Origin of the sequence: Bacillus sp. MRMR6 (genome assembly GCF_001940785.1) — a bacterium.
GTDB lineage: Bacteria > Bacillota > Bacilli > Bacillales > Cytobacillaceae > Neobacillus.
The window spans coordinates 95,525-120,865 of sequence record NZ_MSLS01000004.1 but is presented as its reverse complement, the minus strand read 5'-3'; the positions used below and the strand labels follow the sequence as shown (position 1 = coordinate 120,865).

20 protein-coding genes and 1 pseudogene are annotated in these 25,341 nt (G+C 36.7%); 2 read left to right on the top strand and 19 right to left on the bottom strand.

The window, feature by feature from the left end; translation table 11 throughout:
• Positions 1–6 precede the first annotated feature (6 nt).
• The 8 genes from glf to BTR25_RS27060 all read right to left on the bottom strand — a co-directional run bounded on the left by glf (position 7) and on the right by BTR25_RS27060 (position 11,363).
• Positions 7–1,113 carry a UDP-galactopyranose mutase gene (gene glf, locus BTR25_RS06385; protein WP_075687231.1) on the bottom strand — a complete coding sequence of 369 codons (1,107 nt, stop codon included), beginning with the start codon at positions 1,111–1,113 and terminating at the stop codon, positions 7–9.
• A gap of 190 nt (positions 1,114–1,303) precedes the next feature.
• A complete protein-coding gene (locus BTR25_RS06380; RefSeq protein WP_075687230.1) occupies positions 1,304–2,320 on the bottom strand; it encodes a glycosyltransferase family 2 protein in 1,017 nt (338 codons plus the stop codon).
• Positions 2,321–2,338: 18 nt separating this feature from the next.
• A complete protein-coding gene (locus BTR25_RS06375) occupies positions 2,339–2,971 on the bottom strand; it encodes a hypothetical protein (protein WP_075687229.1) in 633 nt (210 codons plus the stop codon).
• Positions 2,972–2,976: 5 nt separating this feature from the next.
• Positions 2,977–5,424, bottom strand: a complete 2,448-nt coding sequence (locus tag BTR25_RS06370) for a beta-glucosidase family protein (protein ID WP_075687228.1) — start codon at positions 5,422–5,424, stop codon at positions 2,977–2,979.
• Between the two features lie 101 nt (positions 5,425–5,525).
• Complete coding sequence (locus BTR25_RS06365; RefSeq protein ID WP_075687227.1) at positions 5,526–8,432, bottom strand: glycoside hydrolase family 3 protein; 2,907 nt, start codon at positions 8,430–8,432, stop codon at positions 5,526–5,528.
• Between the two features lie 282 nt (positions 8,433–8,714).
• Entirely contained in the window at positions 8,715–10,022 is a 1,308-nt protein-coding gene (locus BTR25_RS06360; RefSeq protein WP_075687226.1) for an ATP-binding protein, read from the bottom strand.
• Positions 10,019–10,729 carry a LytR/AlgR family response regulator transcription factor gene (locus BTR25_RS06355; protein WP_075687225.1) on the bottom strand — a complete coding sequence of 237 codons (711 nt, stop codon included), beginning with the start codon at positions 10,727–10,729 and terminating at the stop codon, positions 10,019–10,021. The genes BTR25_RS06360 and BTR25_RS06355 overlap by 4 nt, the downstream gene beginning before the upstream one ends.
• A 430-nt stretch (positions 10,730–11,159) precedes the next feature.
• On the bottom strand, positions 11,160–11,363 hold the full coding sequence (locus tag BTR25_RS27060) for a hypothetical protein (protein ID WP_139311186.1): 204 nt from the start codon (positions 11,361–11,363) through the stop codon (positions 11,160–11,162).
• On the opposite strand from BTR25_RS27060, the gene BTR25_RS28610 reads away from it, so the two are divergent.
• Positions 11,299–11,463 (top strand): VanZ family protein, encoded by a 165-nt coding sequence (locus BTR25_RS28610; protein WP_175596707.1) that lies wholly within the window; start codon positions 11,299–11,301, stop codon positions 11,461–11,463. The genes BTR25_RS27060 and BTR25_RS28610 overlap by 65 nt on opposite strands.
• 80 nt (positions 11,464–11,543) lie before the next feature.
• Here BTR25_RS28610 and tatC read toward each other — a convergent pair whose 3' ends face one another.
• The 4 genes from tatC to BTR25_RS06335 form a co-directional block, all read right to left on the bottom strand.
• A complete protein-coding gene (tatC, locus tag BTR25_RS06345) occupies positions 11,544–12,278 on the bottom strand; it encodes a twin-arginine translocase subunit TatC (protein ID WP_075687223.1) in 735 nt (244 codons plus the stop codon).
• Positions 12,279–12,383: 105 nt separating this feature from the next.
• Positions 12,384–13,049, bottom strand: a complete 666-nt coding sequence (locus tag BTR25_RS06340; protein WP_254842642.1) for an LCP family protein — start codon at positions 13,047–13,049, stop codon at positions 12,384–12,386.
• A 7-nt stretch (positions 13,050–13,056) separates the two neighbouring features.
• A complete protein-coding gene (locus BTR25_RS28045; protein ID WP_254842641.1) occupies positions 13,057–13,320 on the bottom strand; it encodes a hypothetical protein in 264 nt (87 codons plus the stop codon).
• A gap of 34 nt (positions 13,321–13,354) precedes the next feature.
• Positions 13,355–13,999 carry a helix-turn-helix domain-containing protein gene (locus tag BTR25_RS06335; RefSeq protein ID WP_075687221.1) on the bottom strand — a complete coding sequence of 215 codons (645 nt, stop codon included), beginning with the start codon at positions 13,997–13,999 and terminating at the stop codon, positions 13,355–13,357.
• Between the two features lie 500 nt (positions 14,000–14,499).
• Here BTR25_RS06335 and BTR25_RS27055 point away from each other — a divergent pair.
• A pseudogene (locus tag BTR25_RS27055) lies at positions 14,500–14,742 on the top strand (chromate transporter); the annotation flags it as partial.
• A gap of 414 nt (positions 14,743–15,156) precedes the next feature.
• On the opposite strand, the gene BTR25_RS06325 reads toward BTR25_RS27055, so the two are convergent.
• From BTR25_RS06325 to BTR25_RS06295, 7 genes are all read right to left on the bottom strand, one after another.
• A complete protein-coding gene (locus BTR25_RS06325) occupies positions 15,157–16,656 on the bottom strand; it encodes a tagaturonate epimerase family protein (protein WP_075687220.1) in 1,500 nt (499 codons plus the stop codon).
• A gap of 228 nt (positions 16,657–16,884) precedes the next feature.
• Positions 16,885–18,354: a tagaturonate reductase gene (locus BTR25_RS06320; RefSeq protein ID WP_175596706.1), complete on the bottom strand. Its 1,470-nt coding sequence runs from the start codon at positions 18,352–18,354 to the stop codon at positions 16,885–16,887.
• Between the two features lie 141 nt (positions 18,355–18,495).
• Entirely contained in the window at positions 18,496–19,278 is a 783-nt protein-coding gene (kduD, locus tag BTR25_RS06315) for a 2-dehydro-3-deoxy-D-gluconate 5-dehydrogenase KduD (RefSeq protein WP_075687218.1), read from the bottom strand.
• A 37-nt stretch (positions 19,279–19,315) separates the two neighbouring features.
• Complete coding sequence (gene kduI, locus BTR25_RS06310; protein WP_075687217.1) at positions 19,316–20,146, bottom strand: 5-dehydro-4-deoxy-D-glucuronate isomerase; 831 nt, start codon at positions 20,144–20,146, stop codon at positions 19,316–19,318.
• Positions 20,147–20,500: 354 nt separating this feature from the next.
• Positions 20,501–22,060, bottom strand: coding sequence for a response regulator (locus tag BTR25_RS06305; RefSeq protein WP_075687215.1), 1,560 nt, complete (start codon positions 22,058–22,060; stop codon positions 20,501–20,503).
• Between the two features lies 1 nt (position 22,061).
• A complete protein-coding gene (locus BTR25_RS06300; protein WP_139311185.1) occupies positions 22,062–23,855 on the bottom strand; it encodes a sensor histidine kinase in 1,794 nt (597 codons plus the stop codon).
• Between the two features lie 356 nt (positions 23,856–24,211).
• Positions 24,212–25,318, bottom strand: a complete 1,107-nt coding sequence (locus tag BTR25_RS06295) for a glycoside hydrolase family 88/105 protein (RefSeq protein WP_075687213.1) — start codon at positions 25,316–25,318, stop codon at positions 24,212–24,214.
• Between the last annotated feature and the right edge of the window lie 23 nt (positions 25,319–25,341).

Here is a 25,341-nt window from a genome sequence, read left to right as displayed (position 1 = left end):
TTATCTTCAGCTCAATTCTTTTTTTGCTATTGATAACGCTGCAGCAATTACTTGGTGCATATCATAATATTTATACGTCCCTAGTCGACCTCCAAAAATTACATTTGGTTGCTCATCAGCCAACTTTCGATACCTTCTAAAATTTTCATTATTTTTATCATCATTTATTGGATAGAAAGGTTCATCACCCTTTTCCCATGTTTTAGGATACTCTCTCGTTATGACAGTTTTTGACTGGTTTCCAAACTCGAAATGTTTGTGCTCAATGCTACGAGTATAAGGGGTTTCAGCATCCGTATAATTGACTACAGCATTGCCCTGATAATTTTCTTGATCTAATACAATCGAATCAAAACGTAAACTGCGATATTCTAATTCACCATACTTATAATCAAAAAATTGGTCAATCATCCCTGTATATACGATTTTCGGATAATTTTGTAGGTACTCTTCCTTGTTCATAAAAAAGTCCATATTTAATTCCACATCAATCATTTCACTACCAAGCATTTTTTCTATTATTTGGGTATAGCCTCCAATAGGAATTCCTTGAAAGCTGTCGTTGAAATAATTGTTATCATAGGTAAAACGTACAGGAAGACGTTTAATAATAAAAGAAGGTAATTCAGTAGCTTTTCGTCCCCACTGTTTCTCAGTGTATCCTTTTATTAATCTTTCATATATATCGGTGCCAACTAATGATATGGCCTGTTCCTCTAGGTTTGCAGGTTGTTCGATTTTAGCTTTCTTTCTTTGTTCCTCTATTTTGTTTTTAGCCTCTTCAGGTGTCATTACACCCCATAGTTTATTAAAGGTATTCATGTTAAAGGGCATATTGTAAACTTCCCCTTTATAAATAGCAATAGGGCTATTGGTATATCGGTTGAATTCAGCAAACTGATTCACATAATCCCAAATTTCCTTATTATTTGTATGAAAAATATGTGCACCATATTTATGTACATTTATGCCTTCAATATTTTCTGTATAAATATTTCCTCCAATATGGTCCCGCTTGTCGATTACCTTTACTCTTTTTCCTCGTTTGGCTGCTTCAAAGGCAAATGTACTACCAAACAGACCCGATCCAACAACTAAATAATCGTATTTCATCCGTTTTACCTCCTATTAACTCCATCGCCCATTACAATTGATATGGAGTCTCGGTTTTTAAGTAATAATTTATTTTGCCCAATTTGGTAAGTATTAACTATGAAATTCAAGTAATAAAAATAGCCTTCTATGATTCTTCCATCATAGAAAGCTATTAACTATCTCTATACATTGCAAGAGTGAGTTTTTATTAATTAAATCCTACAAGTCTTTGTGATATCTTATATGCACCTACAGATATACTTCGTCCTAACCGGCCAGGTAAATTCATTAACTGGCCCATCATTCCGTACCGAATATCATGGTACAACTCAATATCGTTTTTCTTAATATAATTCCATAACTCTTTTTTCTTTTGCAGATTCTCTATTGTACCTGAGCGGATTAACAAAATTGCTGACACTACAGTAACAATTTCAAGATGGTGAAACAAATACTGACGAAGCTTTGGACTTGGTAGATTATCTAGTTTCACAAGATCTATCATTAGCTTATTTACTTTAATTTGTTGATCGATCCTTCTAATCATAACACTCTCATGAACCGACTGGTCTTCTCTACCAATGAAGTATCTGTAGAATTCTACATTGATATAGTACATTGACCTTACATGATTAAGCGGAACATAAACAAACAGATTATCTACATAGAAAGTATGCTTTGGAAGTTCCAACCTGCAATCTTTTAACAATTGTGTTCTGTAAATGAGCGAATGCATCAACAGATACTGTCCCTTACGAAATTGCTTAATGTCATCCCAAGTAAAGATTTCTCCTATCGGAAGTACATTTTCATATTTCATAACTTTTTTATATTTCGCGCCTTCTTTTTCATAAACAAAATTGCTGATAATCATATCGATTGCTTTTCTGTCACTAACAAATTCGTTCAGCTTATTTAAGATTTTAAGATATGCCCTTGTATCAACCCAGTCATCACTATCAACTACCTTTAGATACACGCCGGCTGCATTGCGGATTCCTGCATTGACAGCTTCTCCATGTCCACCGTTTTCTTGGTGGATTGCTTTTACGATGGTGGGGTACTTTTTTGCATATTCATCCGCAATTTCTGCTGTTTTGTCAACTGAGCCATCATTTACTATCAGTATCTCGACGTTTTCCCCACCAGGTAAAAGGGATTCTATGCAGTATCTCATATAATCTTGTGAATTGTAGCAAGGAATAACTACTGATAATAATTTCATACCTCAACCTGCCTTTTACTAAGCCTGCTTTTCAGGCTCTTGTTTGAAAATAATTTTAAATATCGGGAAAAATACCCAGAAAGAAATAGCACTATTTATAATCATCGTAATAACGTCTGCAGTTGTTTCACCAACTGATCCCATTCCCCATGTGTTCATTAATAGGTTATAAATAGGAGCTTTGTAGAATCCTTGAGCTGCCGCTGCACCGATTGTTATTACAATGTAAGCAACAAAATACCAAAAAGCTGCCGTCCAAATGTTGCTGTTTGATTTAAATGTGATGCTTCTCTGTGCAAAGAAGTTAATAATTTGGGCAATTGCAATCGTTATTTGAACTGCTAGAAAGTAGGCAAGCCCACCCCCGCCCCCTGATCCAAGGGAACCGGCAGCATAATCAAACACATAATAGGCACTTCCATCAAAATTATGCCCAAACTGTAAGATTTGAAAACTAGTAGTTACTAATGCTGTCTTAGCAAATATACTTTTAAAAACAGGCATTAAAACTAGCTGTAATACCGTAATCCCATTGCTTAGCATAAAGAATACTAAAAATTGTGCAATACTAGGATGTTTTGCCTTGTAATTATTCCAGAAACCTAGTGGCCCTGCAAGTATTTTATTATTTTTGGTATTTAAATTGCTCATTTATATTACATCTCCTTTGCCGCTCCCGCTATGGTGCTTTTTACCTTATCGACTTTTACCATCTTTTTTCTTTCTCTTAAAACATGGTTCAAGCCTTTGAAGAACTGACCGTTTACCATCATCAATATTCCGTCTAACATAGGCATATTGATAATTCCACCAGTCATTCTAGCAATACCTCTGAACGGCATATGATAGATGGACATCATAATTAAATTCGCAGTGCTTCTTTTCCCAATATTTCGTAAGAACCAGTGAGCAAAGGTAATAGAATGGAAAGCAACTCTAGCAAAAACACCCTTAGCATACTGACACTGTGCAATCGTATCGTTATATCCAAGCGGCTTCAAGCGGTCCCAGTTTGCGACGGGTACTTTATGGCCAAGTAAGTTTTCAAATTCTTCTACACTTATATTGTTTGCTTTACCAGAATAATAAGATGGCAGCTTTGACTTGTCATATGGAAGCGGTGCTCCTGTGCCTTTAATAAAAATAGTATCTACTAATCGAATATCAACACTTGATGCTGCAATCATAATTTCGTAGCTTGCTTCTTCTATTTCCCACTTATTTGTCTTCACATTAAAATAACGGAACGTTTTATCATCAAACGGAATGGTAACCGTTTTGGTTTCACCTGCATTCAAAAAAACTTTTTTGAAGCCTTTTAGTTCCTTGTTTGGCCTGAAGATACCACCCGTTTTACATCCAACATATAACTGTGCAGCTTCCATTCCAGCAACATGCCCGCTATTTGTAAGTTTAAATGTTACTCCATCATTTGTAACTTTAATATCTGAGTATTCAAAGGTTGTATAACTCAAACCGTACCCAAACGGGAAGAGAACATTTACATTCGCAGTATCATAATATCGATATCCAATATACATACCTTCCCTATATTCTACGCTTACTTCCTTACCGGGAAAATTGTAAAAAGAAGGTGTGTCCTGATAACGAAGTGGATACGTTTCAGCTAGTTTACCAGATGGATTCACATCACCTGATAAAACTCTAAGAACAGCTCTCGCTCCTGCCTGGCCAGCTAGATATCCATGAACCAGTCCTCTTACCTTATCAATCCATGGCATTTCTACCGCTGCTCCACAAGAAAGAACCGCCACAATATTTGGGTTCACTTTGTGCAAAGCATGTAATAACTCAAGTTGATTTTCGGGGATTTTCATATCTTGTCTGTCTAATCCTTCAGCTTCTGTAGCTTCATCTAGACCAATATATAAAAGAACGACATCTGCATCTTTTGCAAGTACACATGCTTTATCTACTTTTTTCCTGCTCATTTTTCCATATCGTTCAAAACCGGGTTCAAATCCAATGCTAACAATTCCCGATTCTTCAAGGCAATCTAATGTATGTTCCAACCTAGTGGGATTGACGATAGATGATCCTGCACCTTGGTATCGTGCATCTTTTGCAAAGTCCCCTATTATAGCTACCTTTTTACCCTTTTGAAGTGGTAATATATTTCCTTCGTTTTTAAGAAGAACGATGGATTCTTCCGCTGCCTTTTGTGCTACTCTGTGGTGCTCTTCTTTATCAATTTCCTTTTTAGGCAATTTATACACTTGCTCCGTTGTAAAAATCAAATCAAGTAATCGGTCTACACACTCATCTAGTACTTCTGCTTTGATTCTTCCATTTTTAATAGCCTGAATAATTTCTTGATTTGTTTCACCAGCAGTTGTCGGCATTTCCAACTCATTACCAGCTATTAACCCTGCTACACGGTCGTTGCTTCCGCCCCAATCCGTCACAACAACACCATCATACTTCCACTCATCACGTAGAATTTCTTGCATTAGGTGGATATTTTCGTTTGTATAGGAGCCATTCAACATATTATAAGCAGACATGACGGTCTTTGTCTTACCTTCTCTTATTGCAATTTCAAATGCAGTCAGATAGATTTCTCTAAGAGTTCTTTCATCGACGATTGTGTCAATCGACATCCGTCTTTCTTCCTGATTGTTTACTGCAAAGTGCTTTACGCATGCCGAAATCCCATGGGATTGAATCCCTCTAATCATACCGGCAGCCATTTTACCCGCAAGATATGGATCTTCACTGAAATATTCAAAATTTCTACCAGCAAGAGGGTTTCTTTTCATATTAATACCAGGTCCAAGTAGTACGTTCACTTGCTGCGCAACAGCCTCTTTCCCTAGATAATCACCAATTATTTCTCCTAAATCTTCGTTCCAGCTATTTGCAACTGTCGCAGCTGTTGGGAAACATGTTGCTGGTAGACTTGCATTAAGACCTAAGTGGTCCGCTGCTTCCGCCTGTTTTCTAATTCCATGAGGTCCATCGGCAAGAAACATATTATTGATTCCTAGGCGTTCTATATCCATGGTTTGCCAGAAATCTTTTCCTGACATTAAGGATGCCTTTTCTTCCAATGTCATTTTTTTAATTAAGTCTTTATATTTCATGTTCGATTCCTCTTTTTGTAATTTAGGCGGAACCCGGAAGAAGTACCGCCTAAACACTTATTTTCATTTTATTTTTTCACGGACAATGTTCTTATTCTGTTTTATGCAGACTGTAAAGTTTCTACTGCTTCGTCTCTTTTCCTGCTATTACGAAAGACAAAGAAGAATGCAGCAATAAAACCTAATAATAGAAGAACATCAATTGCAATAGTGATCACAACCCACTTAGGTGTATCAGAACTTAAATTACCTTCAATCGCACTACTGTTAGCTACAGTGTATAAAATATTGTGAGCTGAATCTCTTAATGCCCATAATGTATCATTGCTGTTAGTATTTACTTGCGGTACACCCATAGGTGCTGCACCAGTAAGCATTAGATCGTTACCGTTACGAACAGCTAGCTCAACATTCATGTAAGGATATGCGTTTATCCCGCCGCCATTCATATAAAAGTCTGTAATAACATGTCCAGTGAAGCCCCATTCTTTACGAAGAACTTCTTTTAGAAGACCGTCGTCCGCTCCAGCCCACTTATTACCAATACTATTAAATGAAGACATCACAGCCTTAGCGCCGCCTTCTTTAACAGCGATTTCAAATGGCTTTAAGTACACTTCACGAATTGCTTGTTCATTACTCCAAGTTAATACACCGAAAGTACGGTTTGCTTCCTGATCGTTCAATGCAAAGTGCTTGATATATACGTATCCGCCGTGGCTTTGGAATCCTTTTGTTACAGCTGCTGCCATCTTACCGGAAAGAAGTCCGTCTTCTGAATAATATTCGAAGTTTCTACCAGCGAATGCCGTACGGTGCACGTTCATCGCAGGAGCATACCAACCAGTCACACCATATGCTTTTGCTTCAGCTCCAATATGTTCTCCCATTGCTTCGGCAAGTTCAAGGTTCCAGGTTGATGCAATCATTATTTCAGAAGGGAATGCAGTACCAGATTGTCCGTTGGCTGCCATATTCATATTATTAATTGCGGCAGGACCATCGTAATCTAATGTTGCAGGTTTACCAACAGACTCTATTTCAACCGTTCTATAACCGCCAAGTGTTGATAAGCTAACTAATTCATCAGCAGTAAGCTGGTCAAGTAGTTCGTTCCATGACTCATCGTTGATATCTACACCCGTATAATCCTTTAGCTGTTTTCCATTATCAGCTCCTGTTGTAGGCGCTGCATCGTGTGTATCAGTAGGTACATCGTAACGAAGGCTGTTAATTAAGTTAACAAATTTAGAATCTACTAATCTTCCTTTTACTTTCTTTTCAGCACCATCCGCTGTCGTTACAGTAAACTCTTCATTTTTGTTAATATCTGCAAGACCAGCAAATTTATCTGCTCTTGTAAGATATGTGGTAATACTTCCTTCACCCGTTACTTCATCATCAAACTGATTCTCAGCTACTTGCTTATCAGTTGAACGGCCTGAATCATAAACAACTTCAGAAAGGTTCTTAGATCCAACATCAGAGATTCTTTCATGAGAGTTACTCATCAGCATAAGCTTGTATTCGCCTGCTTCAAGAACGTATGAACCAGTATCGCTATATTCTTTGTTTGCATCGTAAGAAGCCATGTCTTCAACTTTAAAAGAAAGTGTAACTGTTTCAGATTCTCCTGCTTTGACTACTCCTGTTTTTTCGAATGCAACAAGATCTACAGAAGATTTTTCAATTTTTCCAGTGTATGGTGCTGAGTAATAAAGTTGCACTACTTCTTTCCCATCTACTGAGCCAGTGTTTGTAACTTTAACATTCACAGTTACTTCTTCGTCAGTCCAATTTAAGCTGTCTGCTACAACTTCTTGTTCAAAGCTCGTATAGCTTAAACCATATCCGAATGGATACTGTACTTTTTCTTCATAATTAATTGCGCCTAACGCTGCAGCAGTTTCATAGAAACGGTACCCAACATAAATACCCTCTGTATAATCAACATATTTTAAAAGAACATTACTTGAGTCTACCGCTTGTGAAAATGATCCATCCTCATTTTTAATTACATAATCGAAATCGCCAAAGTTTGCCATTGCAGGTGGATCAAGAAGATCTTTCGTATAAAGGTCTACTGTTCTACCAGAAGGGTTAACCTCACCAGAAAGGACTTTTCCTAATGAATTAAAGCCATTTTGTCCTGGACCTGCAACATTCAGGATACTCTTAATTTGGCCGTATTCTTCTACCCAGCCAAGTTCGAATGAATTTGCACTGTTTACAACAAGAATTACATTATCGAAATTTTTAGTAACAGCATCAATCATGCCTAGTTCTCTATTGCTAAGTTCTAGATAGTGTTTGCTCGCATCCATATCATCTTCATAGCCAAACTTTTGACCTGTTGGACCAAATGGACCACCTTTAGGATTAAATGTGTCTGGGCCAGCCATACTACGTGGGAGATCTGCCCCCTCGCCACCTGAACGAGCAAGAAAAATAATAGCTGCATCTGAATAATTCTTAGCCTGTTGCATTAGTTCGTCTGTGTAGAACTCAGATGGTTTTGGTTCTGGAATCGACCAGTCTTGGCCATCCATTCCTACAATCGGTCTTTCAATACCTGTATTAATATAAGCACTATATAATTCCTCATTGATTTCAAAACCTGCCGCTTCAAGACCAGCTTTTGGTGTAACTGCTTTCGAGGCATCTGATGCACCTGAACCCGTACCACCATAAATTGGAGCAGTAAAGCTCCATCCAAAAACGTTTACCTTTGTTTTATTATCTTCTGAAGTTTGGATAGGCAAAGCGTTTTCATTGTTTTGTAAAAGAACAGTACCTTCATCTGCGATCTGCCCAACAAGTACCTCTGAGTTTTCGCGTGCTTCAACTGCTTCTGCACTTTCTAAATCGATTGTAGAAAAGTACGATGAGATTACATCCGAGAATTGAGCTAATGCGACGTTCGCTGAAACAACAATTACAAGTAGAACAGATAGTACAGAGCTCCATACTATGCGAAACTTCTTCTTACTCATTTTCTTTTTAGCCATTTCAAAATTTCCCCCTATCTTCTATTAAACTTCTATTAATCATCACAAACATGTTGTGAAGGCTTACATTTCAAAAATTATCTCCTTACGCCTTCCTAACGTTTTGATATTGAAATATTACCATATTATTTTTTGGATAAATCAATCTTGCATGAACTGTATGAATTTCTGCATGAACTGCAATGGTAGAACATATTTTTTAAAAAAATAAGGCTTGGATATGCCAAATTACACATAACCCAAGCCATTTCATTTACCTTTTTATTTCTATCATATGCAAACCTAGGTCAATAGAGGCATTAGAATCTTTAGTTCAAACCAATTGTCCTTTTGATTTACATTAACTACACCATCATACTTCTGTACTGTATATCGAATACTCTTTAATCCATAACCATGAATATACTTATCTTTCTTTGTCGTTTCAGGTAAGCCCCCTTCAAGCTTAAGCTCCCCTTCATAATAATTTTCAAATCGAATCATTAAAAATCCTTTTTGAGCAAATACAGAAACATGTATTAGCCTTTTTTCTTCTTCTTCGATTTGTTGCTCATATTCTATCGCATTATCCAAAGCATTTCCAAAAATGGTGCAAATATCAATTACATCCATGCCATTAAGCAAGGTACCGTCCGCCACACAGGTTAGGGTAATCCCATTTTTTATACAATACATGTTTTTGCTTGTGAGTACTGTATCCAACACTCGGTTTCCCGTTTTATTCTGTGCTTCGTATGACTTGATTTCGTTTTCCATCTCTGTTAAATATTCATTTCTCTTGCGTGGATCATCTTCAGCTCTTAAAGCAATAATTTGATTTTTTAAATCGTGGTACTTGTAGTTTACTATATCTATACTTTCTTTGGATTGCTGATATTGCACATACTGATTCTGAAGTATATTTTGTACTGCCCTAAGTTCATGCCTTGTCCTTAACTCGTTTAATTGTATATGGTAAGCGTATAATATAGCGAATCCACCTAAATCTACTAAAGTTCGGATATTGAGTATTTCTTGAGCATATTTTCCACTAAATGGTGTTCTAGTAGTCACAAAGCTTAAATTGCTTATACCAAAAACAGCTGCACCTATAACAACAGTTGACCATAGTTCACGCTGCCTTATATTTAATTTACCATCCTCTGGAATGTGGCGTTTTTCAAGTAACCAGATTAATAGAAACGCAAATCCATAAATAACACAAAGTAAAAGCAATTCATTTACGGCATCACTTTTCTGGCCTTTCAAAAAAAAGAAATGCACCTGCCACTCCAATGATGCCACAAATTCTGCAGCAACAAATGCCCTTACGCTAAAATAACCTGCCTCAAGAGCAGTGATCTCGCAACTCCTATAAATGAAAAAAAACATCATTCCAATCGCTGCAACCATACATGGAATCCAAAAACCAATCGGTAAATCCTTTGTTAATACCAAAAAAACAGATTGTATAATGAGAACCCCACCGGAAAAGGAAATAAGCTTCCATCCATTAATTCGTTTTTTTAATACCAAGATGTAAATAATACAAGCAAGCCACTCAGCTAATGCTGTGTATAATCTAGGTAGTTCTGGAAGGACATCGCTCATTTTATAACCTCTCCCCAATAATTAGATAAAGATTCCATGAATGCTCTTCTTTTAGTACGGCTTATAATAAGATTTTCACCCCTCACTACAGCACAACTGTCATTCATTCCATCCACATGTTCCAAATTAATCAAATAGCCTTTATTTCCTCGAAAAAAGTGAAAGCTTGATAATTCCTTTTCTAATTCCTTCATAGTTCCTGATGCAATATACTCTCCTTCTTTAGTGCAGAAGATAAGTTTATGTCCTTGACTTTCCACATAATAGATATCAGAAATCTTAAGGCGTTTAACGCCGCCTTTTAATAAAATGGTAATAAAATGGCTTTCCCTTTTTTTCATTCTGTCTATAGCTCGATTCAAGCGCTGTGAAAATGGGAAATATGAGATCGGCTTTAAAACATAGTCCAATGCATCCACTTCATATCCTTTGATAGCGTACTGTGCCATATTCGTAATAAAAATAATCACCACTTCAGAGTCCACTTTTCTAATTTCTTCTGCCGCAGACATTCCATCCATAAACTGCATTTGAACATCCATTAATATAATGTCAAACTGGGCCTTATAATTTTCAACGATTTCATCACCGTCAGAAAATATCTCTATTTCAATATTTTCTCCCCTATCTTGCTCGAACTTCCGAAGAAATTCTACCAACTGTTCTTGGTAGCTAGTTTCGTCCTCTACAATTGCAATTCGAATCATTTGGTCAGCCTCCTATGGTGGTTAACGATTCAAAGACTTATATGAATATTACTTTTAACTTTTCATGTTTATGTAATTGCTCCTACCAGTTACTTCTGTTATTGCGAAAACAACAAGTCTTTCAATATTGTACAAAAATCATCCACATAAATCTATGGATCTATTTGTTAATAATCTTGTTCCTATAGATGAACATAAGTGTACCTGCTTTGTATAGCGAATATTAGTATTCATAACTTCAATAGTAACCACTTTATTATTTATTAATAATATATCCTATAACCCACTATCGAGTGTAACACAATAGGGTGCCCCCTAAAGTTGGTACTTTTGGGACACCCTCACCTTTACTTAGTAAGTAATTCTGCAGTTTTTTATCAATACTATTAATTTAGCTGCCTTAAAAACTCATGCTATTATCTCTATATGGCTAGGATCCTTTTAACATACCAGGAATTAAAATAGTCATTTCCATATTCGAAATACCAACATTCTTTTTCCTAAAAAAACCTCCGACAAATTCATCAGCAGCAGCCTTTGTATAGCTCGGTACTTTATAGATTGGGACGGTGGTTCTTTGGATCTTCGGAGCAGCATTATTATTTACCCTTTTTATTGAAAGTGTCCAGTTCATAACTAGATACGGCAAGTTTGTCGTTGATGATCTGTTTAACAATTTACTAGGGGCAATAATTAGGTATGGTATCATTCCATTTTTGAGAAAATCGGTATAGGCATTCATATCTGTAAAAAGGGTTTATTTAAGCAGTATACCCACACTTTTCAAAAAGTGTGGGTTGGTTTATTTTTATTTTCATCCTCTAAGCTCCGCTTCTTTTGCTTTGACTGCATTTTTCCTAAAAACTAATTTAGATAAGATGATGCTAATTTCATATAGAAAGAGAAGGGGGATCAGCACAAGGATTTCACTTAAAAAGTCTGGGGGAGAAATCACCGTCGCGATTATTCCTAGAACGAAATAAGCGTATTTTCTCATCTTTTTTAAAATGTTGGGATTTACTATACCTAGAGAGGTCAGAAACAATACAACAACAGGAAGTTCGAATAGGAAGCCAAAGGGTAAAGTGATGTTCATTATAAATTGGAAATACTTTTCCACCGTGAAATGGATCAATACTAAATCTCCACTTAAACCCACAAGAAAGTCAAAAATAGTTGGAAGAATGACAAAATACCCGAAAGCTAATCCTAGTATAAATAAAATAAACAGAGCTGGAACATACATTAATGCATATTTTCTCTCTTTTGGTTTTAAGCCTGGTTTTATAAATAGCCAGATTTCTAGTGATAATACTGGTATTGTCCCGATTAGTGCTATTAGCCCTGCTAACATAACATAAATCCAAATAATATCACTAGGTCCTAAGACTATTAACTTAAACTCTAAATTTCTTACAAACCACTGATAAATATCTTCAACATAAATAAATCCCAAAAGAAAAAAAATGCAGAATGCAGCAGCAGTAATAATCAATCTTTTTCTTAAATCATCCATATGGTCAGTTAGGAAGAGTTCCTTACTATCCATCTTTTTTCCTCCTAGGTGTTCTAAGATTTCCCACTAGAACAACCATTTTTTTTGAAACTTAACAAATACAGAATAGCGCCGATATTTATATTGACCGGGTTTCGTTTAATTCAGAAAGGACTTTAAGGCTTCCTTGTTCTTATCTAAGTCAATTTTAAGAACAGCCCCTACGTCTACGGTATCATTCTCGTACGAATCCTGAACTGGGATTCGAATGCTCTCTAATTCCTGAGACTTACTTTTAACTAACCCCTTCCCGATTGCAAGAAGGATTGGTGCGTCTACATTTGTTTCAATATAAGGTGTTGCTGTCCCAATAATTTTAGGAAGATTGTATAAATTGTGTATACTTACTGCTTGTTCCTTTAGTTTACTCATTACTTCCTGCTGTCTTTCCACTCTACCAAAATCACTAAGACGATCGTGGCGAAACCGTACATAACCTAACAAATTGTCTCCATGTAACACCTGTTTCCCCGGTTCAAGAACTGTATCTATTCCGTAGGACATTTCATATGGAATATCGACTTGTATCCCGTCTGGAGCAACGATATCGACCAATTTGGAAAACCCCTCGAAATCAACTACTGCGTAGTAATTGAGGTTGATCTCAAAATTTTCTTTTATGGTTTTACGGACCAGTTCAGGACCCCCAAACGCAAAAGCTGCATTCATTTTCTGAAATCCATAATCTGGTATCTCCACATAGGTATCACGCATAATCGAAGCAAGTTTTACATCATTGGTATTTTGATTAAACCGAGCAATCATGATGGCGTCAGAAACGTGAATGTTTTTCTCCTCTCGAGTGAGTGCCAATTAATAATATATTAATTTCTCCAAATTCAGGATCGGCTCCCTGGAAATCATCAACTATGATTTTGTCCTGAGATTTCACTTCTTCTTTACTTGCTTCCATAACTCCTTTTCTATATTGATGGATTGAATAGCATACTATTGATCCAAAGAACAGGAGAAAAGCTAAGAGAATATATATAACTATGTTTCTCTTCTTTTTACTAGAATATCTGGTTTTTTTCACTATAAGTACCACCTTATTGTATTGCTCACCTGAGTTATTCCCATGGTTTTTTGATCAATAAACTTAAAGCTAATTTTACTGAAATGGCATCGTCTAAATATCCTATCGGAAAAATATAATCAGGGATTACGTCTACTGATATAATAAAGTAAATGAGGACACTGCCAATTATTGCAATTTCTGCTGGGGTGCCTTTTTTTTCTCTAAACCTCTCATACAAACCCTTTAGCTCACTAATAAAAGGGCCAACACTTCCAATTTTGATAATTTTCGACTCAAAATTTTGGGTGATTTTTTTTTCCCCCTCGGTAGTCTGAGAATACTCCTTCATTTCTTCCAATTGGTCCTCAATTCTGTCAATAGAAAAGGTATGATGATCTACTCCAGATGTAGTCAGCACTTCTTGAAGACTGTCAATTGATGAATGTAAATCTGAAATCTTCTGTCCATTGGTTTGTTCGATAGGATAGCCTGCTGCAATATATAGATCATTAATACTTATATGTAGACAATTTGCCATTTTCTCTAAATGTTCAGGTGTTGCTCTTCTTTTTCCATTCGTAATTCTAGAGAGTGTGGCTTTATCTATACCTGTAAGTTCACTAAACTTTCTCAAAGTTAAAGAATGTTCTTTTAATAACTTATTTAATAATAACCCTAATTCATTATTTATTTTTATGACCCCCTAACAACTACATTTAAATTCTAGTAAAAACATTTTTTCACTACTGAAATATACCGAAGTGTTGACATTTTGTCAACGAAATTGGCATAGTATCTATATGCTTCAACTTTATATACTAAGTGTAGGTAATAGTAGGAAGCAGGAGAAGAACGAAATCGCTATGCGATGGCTCTAAAAGAAAATTCAAATGATATTTAAGCAATTATACTGTATAATAGTTCCGAGCACTTGTATAAAAATGTATAGAATATGGTTGATCGATTGAATCTCCATAATACGACGTAAATGACAAAAATCCTTCTGCGAATAAAAATTTATTTTTGGCTAAATCACATTATTTTAGATTAAAAGCCAGGGCCGCGACTTCATTCTTCTCTGGCAATCAAAAATTTTGCGTATGGATTTTCTTCCAAAAAACATCTAAGGCACAACTAGCTCATTACACTAGTTGTGCCTTTTTACGCGCAAAACTTCCGATTGTCCGCTTTAACCGTCCCTATGTTAGCCCTCTAGTTAAAAAGGAAGTGGTTGATACCTTTAAATGGATGAATTCTGATGAATTTGGTGACATTTTGGCTCTATCTAATACACTTCCAGGACCTATTAGCACAAAGATGGCAGGATATATTGGTTATCGGGTTGGCGGTGTATTAGTACTCTTCAACGCATTATTCGCATCTATTTTACCTAGCATTATATTAATGATTGTATTGCTAAGGTTATTGAATACATATAAATAATGACTTATGAATTCCTTTTCTCATCGTATGTGGGAGTTGGCATTTTGAAGACACTTGTTATTAGCGTAATTAGCTTTTTATTACTAGAGAAATGAAGGTTCATCCTGTTTATGTAATTGTAGGCGCACTTGTATATGGTGGGGTGTTTTTGGGTTAAATGGTCATTATACATTAAAGTCATATAAGGTGTTTTTAAAAATAGAAGAGGCAACGCCATATGGTTAGTTGCCTTCTTGTATCTTCTGATTACCTTAATACGAATGATAAAAGTCCAATTTCCCAGTAAAAAACAAAACACCCCAACAGTCAGATTTCACTCTAACTGTTGGGGGCAGTACGAAATATTAAAGGCCCTTCTTAACATGAGATGTGTTCACGCACTCAACGAGTGAACCGTAATTGGCAACACTTCTACAAACCTAATAATTCAACATGTTTTCCGATATGAGAAACGAGCGCCTGACGATACTCTTCCTCCATATCATTTAAAGTTTGGAAGAATTCATCTTTAAATAAGAAAATTCCTGCCTCGTCTTTTGCTGTTAAAAGAATGCCATATGTTACATGGATCACTTGGCGGGCTGCATCATTTTTCATATATTCCGGAAGATCCGCATCTGAAACACTATCTAATGGAACAATGGTACTTAAATCAGGTGTAATATGGTAGTATTTTAACGCCTCATCCAAATGCTCAAGTGCATATTGGTGCATGCGGCGATATAGTCCAGGATTGAACTTTGCAATAACTGTTACCGCTTCTAACCAGTTTGTTCCCGCAGTTTTCACATGAAGAACACCTTTTGTATATTTAGAAATGATTGGGAAAACGGTGAATTTGTCACTGCCTGAGTGGATACTTAACTTGTATCCGAAGTATTCAGCAATTAATGCGTGTTCCCTTAATTCTTTTTCAAACTGTTCTACATCCCCAATGTAATCAATCCCCTTTTGGAATTCTCCGCAGAATCTTGGGGCCAAACTTGTTACAACAACACCGCTTTGCGTTAATTCATTGGCTACAAAGAAGTGTGCGTTCGGAGAAGTGACAGTTTCTGTTTCGTCAATGGAAATTTCAAAGTCAATTTTCCGTTCACTAGTTTTAATATAAGTGTTAAATACGTGAACCATATAGTCCAGAGCTTTACCATATACTAATACATTTTTCATTAAGGTATCTTCATCAAAGCTGATAGAAAGTCCCTTAACATCAATTACCTTATTAAAATAACGATCCTTAAACTGATTTTTGGTGCTTTCTGGAAGACTTTCAAATTCTGCTCGGATTTCTTCTTTCGATAATCCTTCAACACGTTTTTGAATATAATCCGAACAGTCTAAGGTGATCATCGACATCCCAAGTTCCAATACCATTTTAATATCTGATTCTTCCTTCAAATGGTCACCATCAGCACCAAAGCCACCCGTATAGCCCTCTTGGAAAACAGCAAAGCTTGCAGCATCAAGGATATCATTCATCGTCCGGTTAGTTAGAGTTAATTCACGAATACTTTGTTGTGCTAAAACTGGTTTTACATTATGGTCTTTTACTGTTTCAATATGTCCCGGTGAAGCAAGCCCCAATCGGTCTCCAAGACCCATTGTTGCAATTTTTGTTCCAAATGCTTTTGGCACAGTGTAATCGAAATAACGATTTAACACAAGTCGGTTTTCATGAGATAATGAGCAAACTTTTGCCCCTTCAAAGGCAGTACCTGCTAATTCATCAAAAAGTGCACCTTCTCCAGATGCCAATAACCATTTCCCATCCTTATCTTTCACCATAAGAAGGTTTACGTTATCATGTATGGTTAGTGATTTTTCATAAACTTTAATAGTTGAATTTTCAGATGCAATCTTCCCTTGCTTTAACCCTTCAATAATAGAATGTAGTTGTTCCACAGTTATCATCCCCCATTTTCGTCAGCAGTAAATTATTTATAAAAATCCGTTTCTAAAAACATAGTCATTGCCTATTTTTCGGCCCCTTATTTTTGTCGAATCCATTTACCATTTAAAGGATCGACATCTAATTTTTTCTTTATTCCTTAATTATGTTCATAAACGTTGACAATGACAGTTTGATATTTTATATGATGAAATCAATAAAATCTAGGTTGTATGCTAAAAACCCTGTACTTATTTTACTGTAATTTTTCCTAATACCTCTCCTACCGCCTGCCTCATTCCCTTTGTTTCAATTTCAAAGAGAGAATTTGTAACAGCAGCCGTTAATCCAGGTATTTGATTTAAATCCGTTTCCCAAATCTTTTCGTATCCCAAGATGCTTGTCACAATGGATTCCACGCTTTCAAGCGTGTCGTTGTATTGGCCCCAGTGCTCTTTAAATAGATCGAGCACATCCTGATCATCTTGAAGATGAATGTCCTCTTCTCCTCTTTTTCCTTTATAGAAGGAGATAAGTGCCGCAAGAGAAAATACAAGCTTTCGAGGCAAGTCTTGTTTACAATTGTAATATTCGATTAAAGAAGGCAAATTTCTTGTTTTAAATTTAGACATGGAATTCAAAGAAATACTTAATAGGAAATGTTCAATAAATGGATTCATAAATCTTTCTATAACAGCATCTGCAAATGAATGTAATTCCTCAGGTGAAAGATCCAACGTTGGGATAATTTCGTCGAAAATTAGTTCTTTTACAAATTGGCCAGTGACCTCATGATTGACCGCCTCTCCTACTGTATCAATCCCATATAAATAGGAGACAGGGGTCATTGCCGTGTGGGCACCGTTTAAAATTCGAACCTTTCTTGTTCTATATGGAGTCATATCTTCCACGAACAGGGTATTAAGTCCTGCCAAATGAGCGGGAAATTCCTCGCGAATCCATTGCGGACCTTCAATGACCCATAAGTGAAACCGCTCACCAGCAACAACCATGTCATCCTTATAACCGAGTTCCTTGGTAATTTCATCGATAGTATCTCTTGGGTATCCTGGAACAATTCGGTCTACCAGACTGCAGCAGAAGGTGTTTGCTTCTTCGACCCATTGAACAAAGCTGTCATCAAGATTCCAAACCGAAGCATACTGAAGTACAATCTTCTTTAACTTCTCTCCATTTCGATCAATAAGTTCACAAGGGATGATAATAAAGCCTTTTTCTTTATCTCCCTTAAATACTTTGAAACGGCGGTATAAGAAAGCTGTTAATTTCGCCGGAAAGCTCTTTGCCGGACGGTCTTCTAACCGGTCATTTTCATCAAAGGCAATCCCTGCTTCTGTTGTATTGGAAAAAATAAAGCGAAGTTCCGGGTTTTCAGCAAGCTCAAGATATTCATCATATTGGCTGTAAATATTAAGGCCTCTGCTGATGCAATCGATTAATGTATGCTCCCTGACCGCTTTCCCTTCTTTCATCCCCTGCAAGTAAAGGGTATATAATCCATCCTGTTCATTCAGTTTATCCACTAATCCGAATTCAAGCGGCTGGACAACCACAACACTGCCATTAAAATCGGCTTTCTTATTTAATTCATCGACTTGCCAATCAACAAATGCTCTTAAAAAATTCCCTTCGCCAAATTGCAATACTTTTTCCGGACGTTTTTCGTAATCAGCAATTAATTTCTTGCTAAACATTTCCATCTTGATCCTCAGCCTTCACTAATTTATATTATAAAACAATTTACACCTCAAATGTTAACGTAAACATATTAAGGCAAAATTTTGGAGAATCATTTTTGAAAAAAACCGTATCACATCCATTTGTGATACGGTATATTACAATTATCGCGCGAGCCATCCGCCGTCAACGGCTAAAATGTGGCCATTCATATAATCAGACGCTTGGCTTGCCAAGAAAACGACAATACCCATTAAATCTGCAGGAGTAGCCCAACGTCCGGCAGGAATACGCGATAAAATCTCTGCATTACGCTTTTCATCTTCACGAATTGGAGCTGTATTGGCTGTCGCCACATAACCTGGAGCAATGGCATTGATTTGTACTCCAAATTCAGCTAATTCATTAGCAAAAGCTTTTGTAATTCCTGCCACTCCATGCTTGCTGGCGGTATATGGCGGTACAAATTTTCCGCCTTGGAAAGATAACATGGAAGCAATATTGATGATTTTTCCGCTCTTTTGCTCAACCATCACTTTGGCTACCTCCTGGCTTAAGAAGTAAACAGAGTTTAAGTTGATATCCATTACAGCATCCCAGTCTTCTGCTTTATATTCAAGAAGCGGAGCACGGCGGATTGTGCCTGCATTGTTAACTAAAATATCAATTTTACCGTAAGCCTGTAAGCATGCGGATACAACATCCTTAATCACTTCGCGTTTCGTTAAATCTGCTTGGAAAAATTCAACCCGGCGTCCTTCTTTTTCGATTAGTTCTCGTGTTTCATCCCAGTTATTGTCATACGTAACGATAAAAAGGTCCGCACCAGCTTTGGCAAGGGCTGCTGCATAACCTTGTCCCAAGCCGGTATTACCGCCGGTAACAATCGCAACCTTGCTTGCTAATGAGAAAATATCTAAAGAAAAATCATTGAATTGTGTTGTCATTTATAAATCCCCCCTATTATTCTTCTATTTATTTTTTTTATCGCAACTCGTCCATTTTGACATGATCCATGTCTGTATAGGTAATGTTTTCCCCGCACATTCCCCAAATAAAGGTGTAATTGCTTGTAGCTGTTCCTGTATGGATTGACCAGCTAGGAGAAATGACTGCCTGCTCGTTTTTTAAGATCAAATGTCTTGTTTCATTTGGTTGTCCCATAAAGTGGAACACGCGTGTTTCAGGTTCCATATCAAAGTATAGATACACTTCCATCCGGCGTTCATGAGTATGACATGGCATTGTGTTCCAAACGCTGCCTGGTGAAAGTATCGTTAATCCCATTTGAAGCTGGCAGGATTCACAAACATTCGGGTGAACGTACTGATAGATTTTTCTTTCATTTAATGTTCCTGGTTCGCCTGCTTCTATAGGCTTAATTTGATTTATATCAATTTTCACGGTTGGATACTGATGATGCGCTGGAGTGGAATTGATATAAAACTTGGCCGGATTGTTTGGATCCTTTGAACGGAACAAGACTTGCTCTGTTCCTTTGCCTACATACAGGCCATCGCGGCGCTGCATATCATATTCCACTCCATCAAGAATCACCACTCCCTCGCCGCCGATATTGATGATTCCTAATTCACGGCGCTCAAGGAAATAGGAGACTCCTAATTCTTTATCAAGTTTAATCGTCAACGTCTCACTGGTTGGAGTAACTCCCCCAAAAATCATTCGATCGATATGGGTGTATGTTAAATGAACCTTCCCCGGTTCAAAAAGGGTTTCAAATAAAAAGTGCTTTCTCAGCTCATCAGTGTTGTATCTTTTGATTTCTTCCGGGTGGTTGGCATAACGAGTTTCCACTATTTATTCCTCCTGTAGTTTTTATGTAATGTATATCGTACAATCTTACCTGGGCAGTTTTCTGCAAATCTCTGAATCTCATTCTTTGAACTTTGCCTAATGGTCACACACAGCATCAACAGATTCACCCCGTCATCGTGTCAGATTGGAAATTCATATGTCGATCTAAAGATTACATGTTGAGTATACAAGCGAATGAAAGGGATTACAATTTGATTTGGCCATGTTCTTAAAATGTTAAACTATTCCCTTAAAAAAATATACAATCCTTGATAAATGTAGGGAGGGGGTTCTAAAAAGAAATTTCTAAAAAACAAAAAAAAGGAAGCAGACCCCCTTTTTAATTAAAAACTATTAATATTTTTTCCTGTACTCTGCCGGAGTATATCCGGTATATTTTTTAAAGCATATACTAAAATATTGAGAATTGCTGTAGCCTACTTTTTCAGCCACCTCATAGGTTTTAACGTTTTCCTCACGCAAAATTTCCATCGCCTTCATCATTCTCAGCTCCAATAGGTAGTCTCCAAAGTTAAAACCCTTCTCAAGCTTGAACAGGTTGCTTAAATAGGGGGTGCTCACATGGATTAAATCGGCCACCTTTTGGAGAGTTAAGCTGCTGTCATGATAATTTTCTTTGATATATTTAATTGCTTCGTCTACATGGGAGAAATTGTTTTTTTCTATCTTTTTTTGCATGGCAACAGACCATTGCTGAATTAGACCTTGAAGAATCTCCATCATTTCCTCAAGAGATTCTATTCCCATGATGTCTTTATAGATTTCAGATGTGTTAAAGCTTTTAATTTCAACTTTCGTCCATTTTTCTATTTCAAATAGGAGCATCGTACTATATTTTAACGTTACTATTTTTAATTCGGATAATGGAACCGTTTTTCTTTCTAAGATTGCCTTATGTAACTTATCAAGAGTTTCCTTAACTTTCTCCGGAAGTCCCAATTTGATTTGGTTATCCAATTTCGCCTCTAAGTCCTTGATGTAATCCTCCTCTTGCTCTCCTGTGGAAACGGTTTCATCAAAGAAAAAAAACCTGCCCGTTCCCATAATATGTCTCATATCCATAGCCAGCCGGGCTTCTATAAATGATTGACCAATTTCAAACAGATTAGAATAAGTTCTCCCTAGCGTGATGGTTACAGGGTGTTCCGTTTGCTGTTTTTTCAGGTGGTCAAACAATGACTGAGCAAGCTGGCCTTTACTTGAATCATGCTCATTTTCAAGGGACAACAGAATAGCAGATTCATAATCGCCAACATTCATGACTACAAAGTTTAAATCAGTTAAAAGGGGGGAAGCAGCCGTTGTAATTATTTCCTTAAAGGCACAGACATCCTTTATTACCTCTACAGAGCTCTTAACAAGAATAACCGCAAAGGCTGGTCCTTCCATTATTATCCCGAAATCGGATAACTCCTTCTCCACATCAATCCGCTGTTCTTCATCCTTTAGCAGCTTTTGGAAAAATCTTCGCTGAAGCAATGGCATTGATTCTATTATTCTTTTTTCTATTCTGGCTTCATTTTCCCAATCAACTGCAGCCTCCTTTACTTTTTGCAGTAATTGTTCAGAATCCACCGGCTTTAACAGGTAATCAAACGCTTTTAGTTTTAGAGCTTCATGGGCGTATTTGAAATCTTCATAGCCTGTCAGAAAAATAATTCTCGTTTCCGCACTTTTTTCTTTTACTAGTCTTGCCATTTCCAAACCATTCATAAAAGGCATATTAATATCGGAAACTACCACCTGGGGCTGTTCCTTTTCAATTAACTCTAGTGCTACTTCACCATCTCCTGCTTCACCTGCGATAACAAATCCGTGCTCCTCCCAAGGAATCGCCTGACGAATGCCTCGGCGGATTATTCGATCATCTTCTACCACAATCACTTTATACATACTAACTGATCTCCCCTCTTGTTTTGGGAATAATGATGCTAACTACGGTTCCTTTATCAGGTTCACTAGTAATGGTAAGACCATATTCAAGTCCAAAGTGGATTTTAATCCGTTCATTGACACTTTTTAGGCCAACGCCAATAAATTTCTTTTTCTCCTTAAAAGAGGTTTCTAAATCGGTTACTATATCCTTTAATTTTTCTATTTCAATCCCATGGCCATTATCAGCCACTTCAAAATGAATCGTATCTTTAGCCTGATATCCTCTGACACAGATTTTACCTCGTCCTCGTCTTTGCTTTACACCATGGTAAATGGCGTTTTCGATAAGCGGCTGCAATGATAGCTTAATAATGTTATAGGAAAGAATCTCTATGTCCACGTCAAGCTCATAGGAAAAATCGTCACCATACCGCATTTCTTGGATATACAAATAATGCTGAATATGTTCAATTTCTTCTTTTATTGTCAAAATTTCCTTTCCTTTACTGATTCCAATGCGGAAAAAGCTTGAAAGTTCACTTACCATTTGACTGGCATCCTTATTAAGCCCCATATCACACAACCCTTTAATGGAATAAAGCGTATTATATAAGAAATGGGGATTGATTTGAGCATGCATGATTGCGAATTCCAACTGCCGTTTCTCCTCTTGTTCCAAAAGAATTTGATCCATTAAGGCATTAATTCTAAAAATTAATTCATTAAAGCCATTGTGAAGGACTTTCATTTCATCCGGACCTGACAGTTCATAGTTTAATTCAAGATTTTTATCATTAATTTTGTCCATTTGCTGAGCCATTTGTTTAAATGGTTTAGAAATGTACTTTCCAACAATGTTTGTTAAAAATATGGCGCTGAGTACTAATAGTACGATAAGAACAAGAGTAAAATGTTTAATATAATTCACATTGTTTAAAATTTCAGCTTCAGGAAAGATAGCTGCCAATTTCCAATTATTAACATCTATTGTATCATAAATAGCTATCATCTTTTCTCCTTCTTTACTAGTAAAGGAGAATTGACCTTTTTCTTGTTCTAAATTTTGAAAACTCTGTAATGTTTGTTCATCTGCCTTGTATTTTTCTAATACCTGCTTAGACCGAAAAACGCCATCAGGACTAACTAGGGCGAGATAACCATTTTCTCCGATTAATGATTTGCTTAATACTTGTTCAAAAAAGCTCGTTTTCAGGTTAAATAAAATGATTCCCTTTCGTGCAGGTGAATCGCTTTCAATTAATTGAAAAACGGACATTACCTTTTCATTACTGTTAAAGAATCGATCGTGATGTATATTTTCCCAGTAATACCCTTCTTTGCTTCCTTCAAATTTTGAAAAGTAATCTTCATATGCAAGGATAGGCTTTGGTTCATAATAGCTCCGATAAAGCAAAAAATCACTTTGATTAAGATCGATAAGGACCGAATCGAGGATGACGCTTTTACGGGAATAAATATTCTGCAAATTTTTATCGATTTCAATATATGACTGTGGTTTAATCTCAGAATCTTCGGTAACCATTAATGATAGAACCTTTGGGTCCCTTGCCAAGGCCACTAGCTGCTGAAAAACATCAAAAAGCATATATTCCAGATAATTTTTCGTTTGAAAAACCGTATCATTCACATTTTTATAAGCATTTTCTTCTATTTGATCGGTAGCAATTTTTGCGGATCCCCATCCAATAATGAATATAAAAATAATAATGATAGGAAGATACAAAGTATTAATCGTTGATTTAATAGAAAAAAGAAAATACTTTCGAATCAAACATCTTACTTTTTTTATCATGGCTGCAGGATCCCCCCATCGATATATGTAAAAAATAGGTCTCCTACTCTAAACATTAGATTACAGAAATTCAGTGGTAAACATGTATATTTTACCTATTTAACCAAATTACCGCTGTGATATTTGTCTTTACTATCATATCAATATTTTTATAAGTGGAAATATTGAAACTTTTATCTCTTCTAATTTTACCACCTTTCATTGTCTTTGGTGAAGCCTTTACAACCGAAGTTATCTCTATCAACCTCTTTTCCAAAAAAAAGTATATAAAAAACCTTTTCCTATACAAAAAGAAGCGGCATAAGAAAAGGTTCATATTACAATGGTTAGTACAGTTAAACAGTCAGCAGCCCATTTTAACGATTATTAATAAGATCGTAATAAGCCATACTTCCTAACAGGAAGGCACCCATTCCATGAAGGTCATTTTCAGAAGTTGGGCGGGACACGTAGTAATCGTAAGTTCCAGCAGATGTACCGACAACAATTCCTTTTAAGGTAAAGGAAGAGCCGTCGGTTTCTACCATATGCTCTAATAAACCAGCATAGGCTTTGTCACAAACTTCTCGGTATGATTCATCAACAATACCATGCTTAACGGCCTTCGCAATAAAATATAAGAATAAAGCAGAACAAGAGGATTCTAACCAATTGTCAGGAAGGTCTCCTTTATCGACAACGTTATGCCAAAGGCCGGTTTTTTCATCCTGGAATCTTACAATTGCCGGTACGAAGTTTTGAAGGGATTTAATCCATTCCTCTTGACCACGTTTCTTGTCACCTAAAACCTCCAGCATATCAATAAGTGCTGCACCGTACCAACCAACGGAACGGCCCCAGAAATCCGGAGAACAGCCTGTTTCAGGATCAGCCCATGGCTGCACCCTTTTCTCATCCCACGCATGGAAAAGCAAACCTGATTTAGGGTCTGTCATATGTTTTCTCATTAACTTTTCTTGAAGCAGAACATGCTGTACCAATTCCTCTTCTTGAAAATGCTTGCTGTACATAAGCATGAACGGGCCACCCATAAAGAGGCCGTCCAACCACATTTGATAAGGGTATTTCTCCTTATGCCAGAAACCATTTTCAGAGGTTCTGTTAATCGAATCCAACGCACTTCTTAATTTCTTTGCCGCAGCCATATATTTTGGATTCTTTGTTCTTTCATATAATGGGAATAATAGAATCCCCGTCATTGTAGAATCAAGCTGGTCTCTCTCGAAAACAACATTTCCATATTCATCAATTAAATGATCATAATACGCCTGGATATATTGAAAATACTCTTCCTTGCCTGTTTCTTGCCATACCCTGTACATTCCATAAAGAAAAACACCTTGGTGATAATGGAACCAATCCACTGGAGGCAGCTCCTCGGCACGGAACGTTTTCATTAATTGTTGACATGCCTTTTCAGCTATCAATAACGGAGTTTCTTTCGCAATTTGTTGAGTTTTCATACCAATTCCTTATCTCCTTTTTG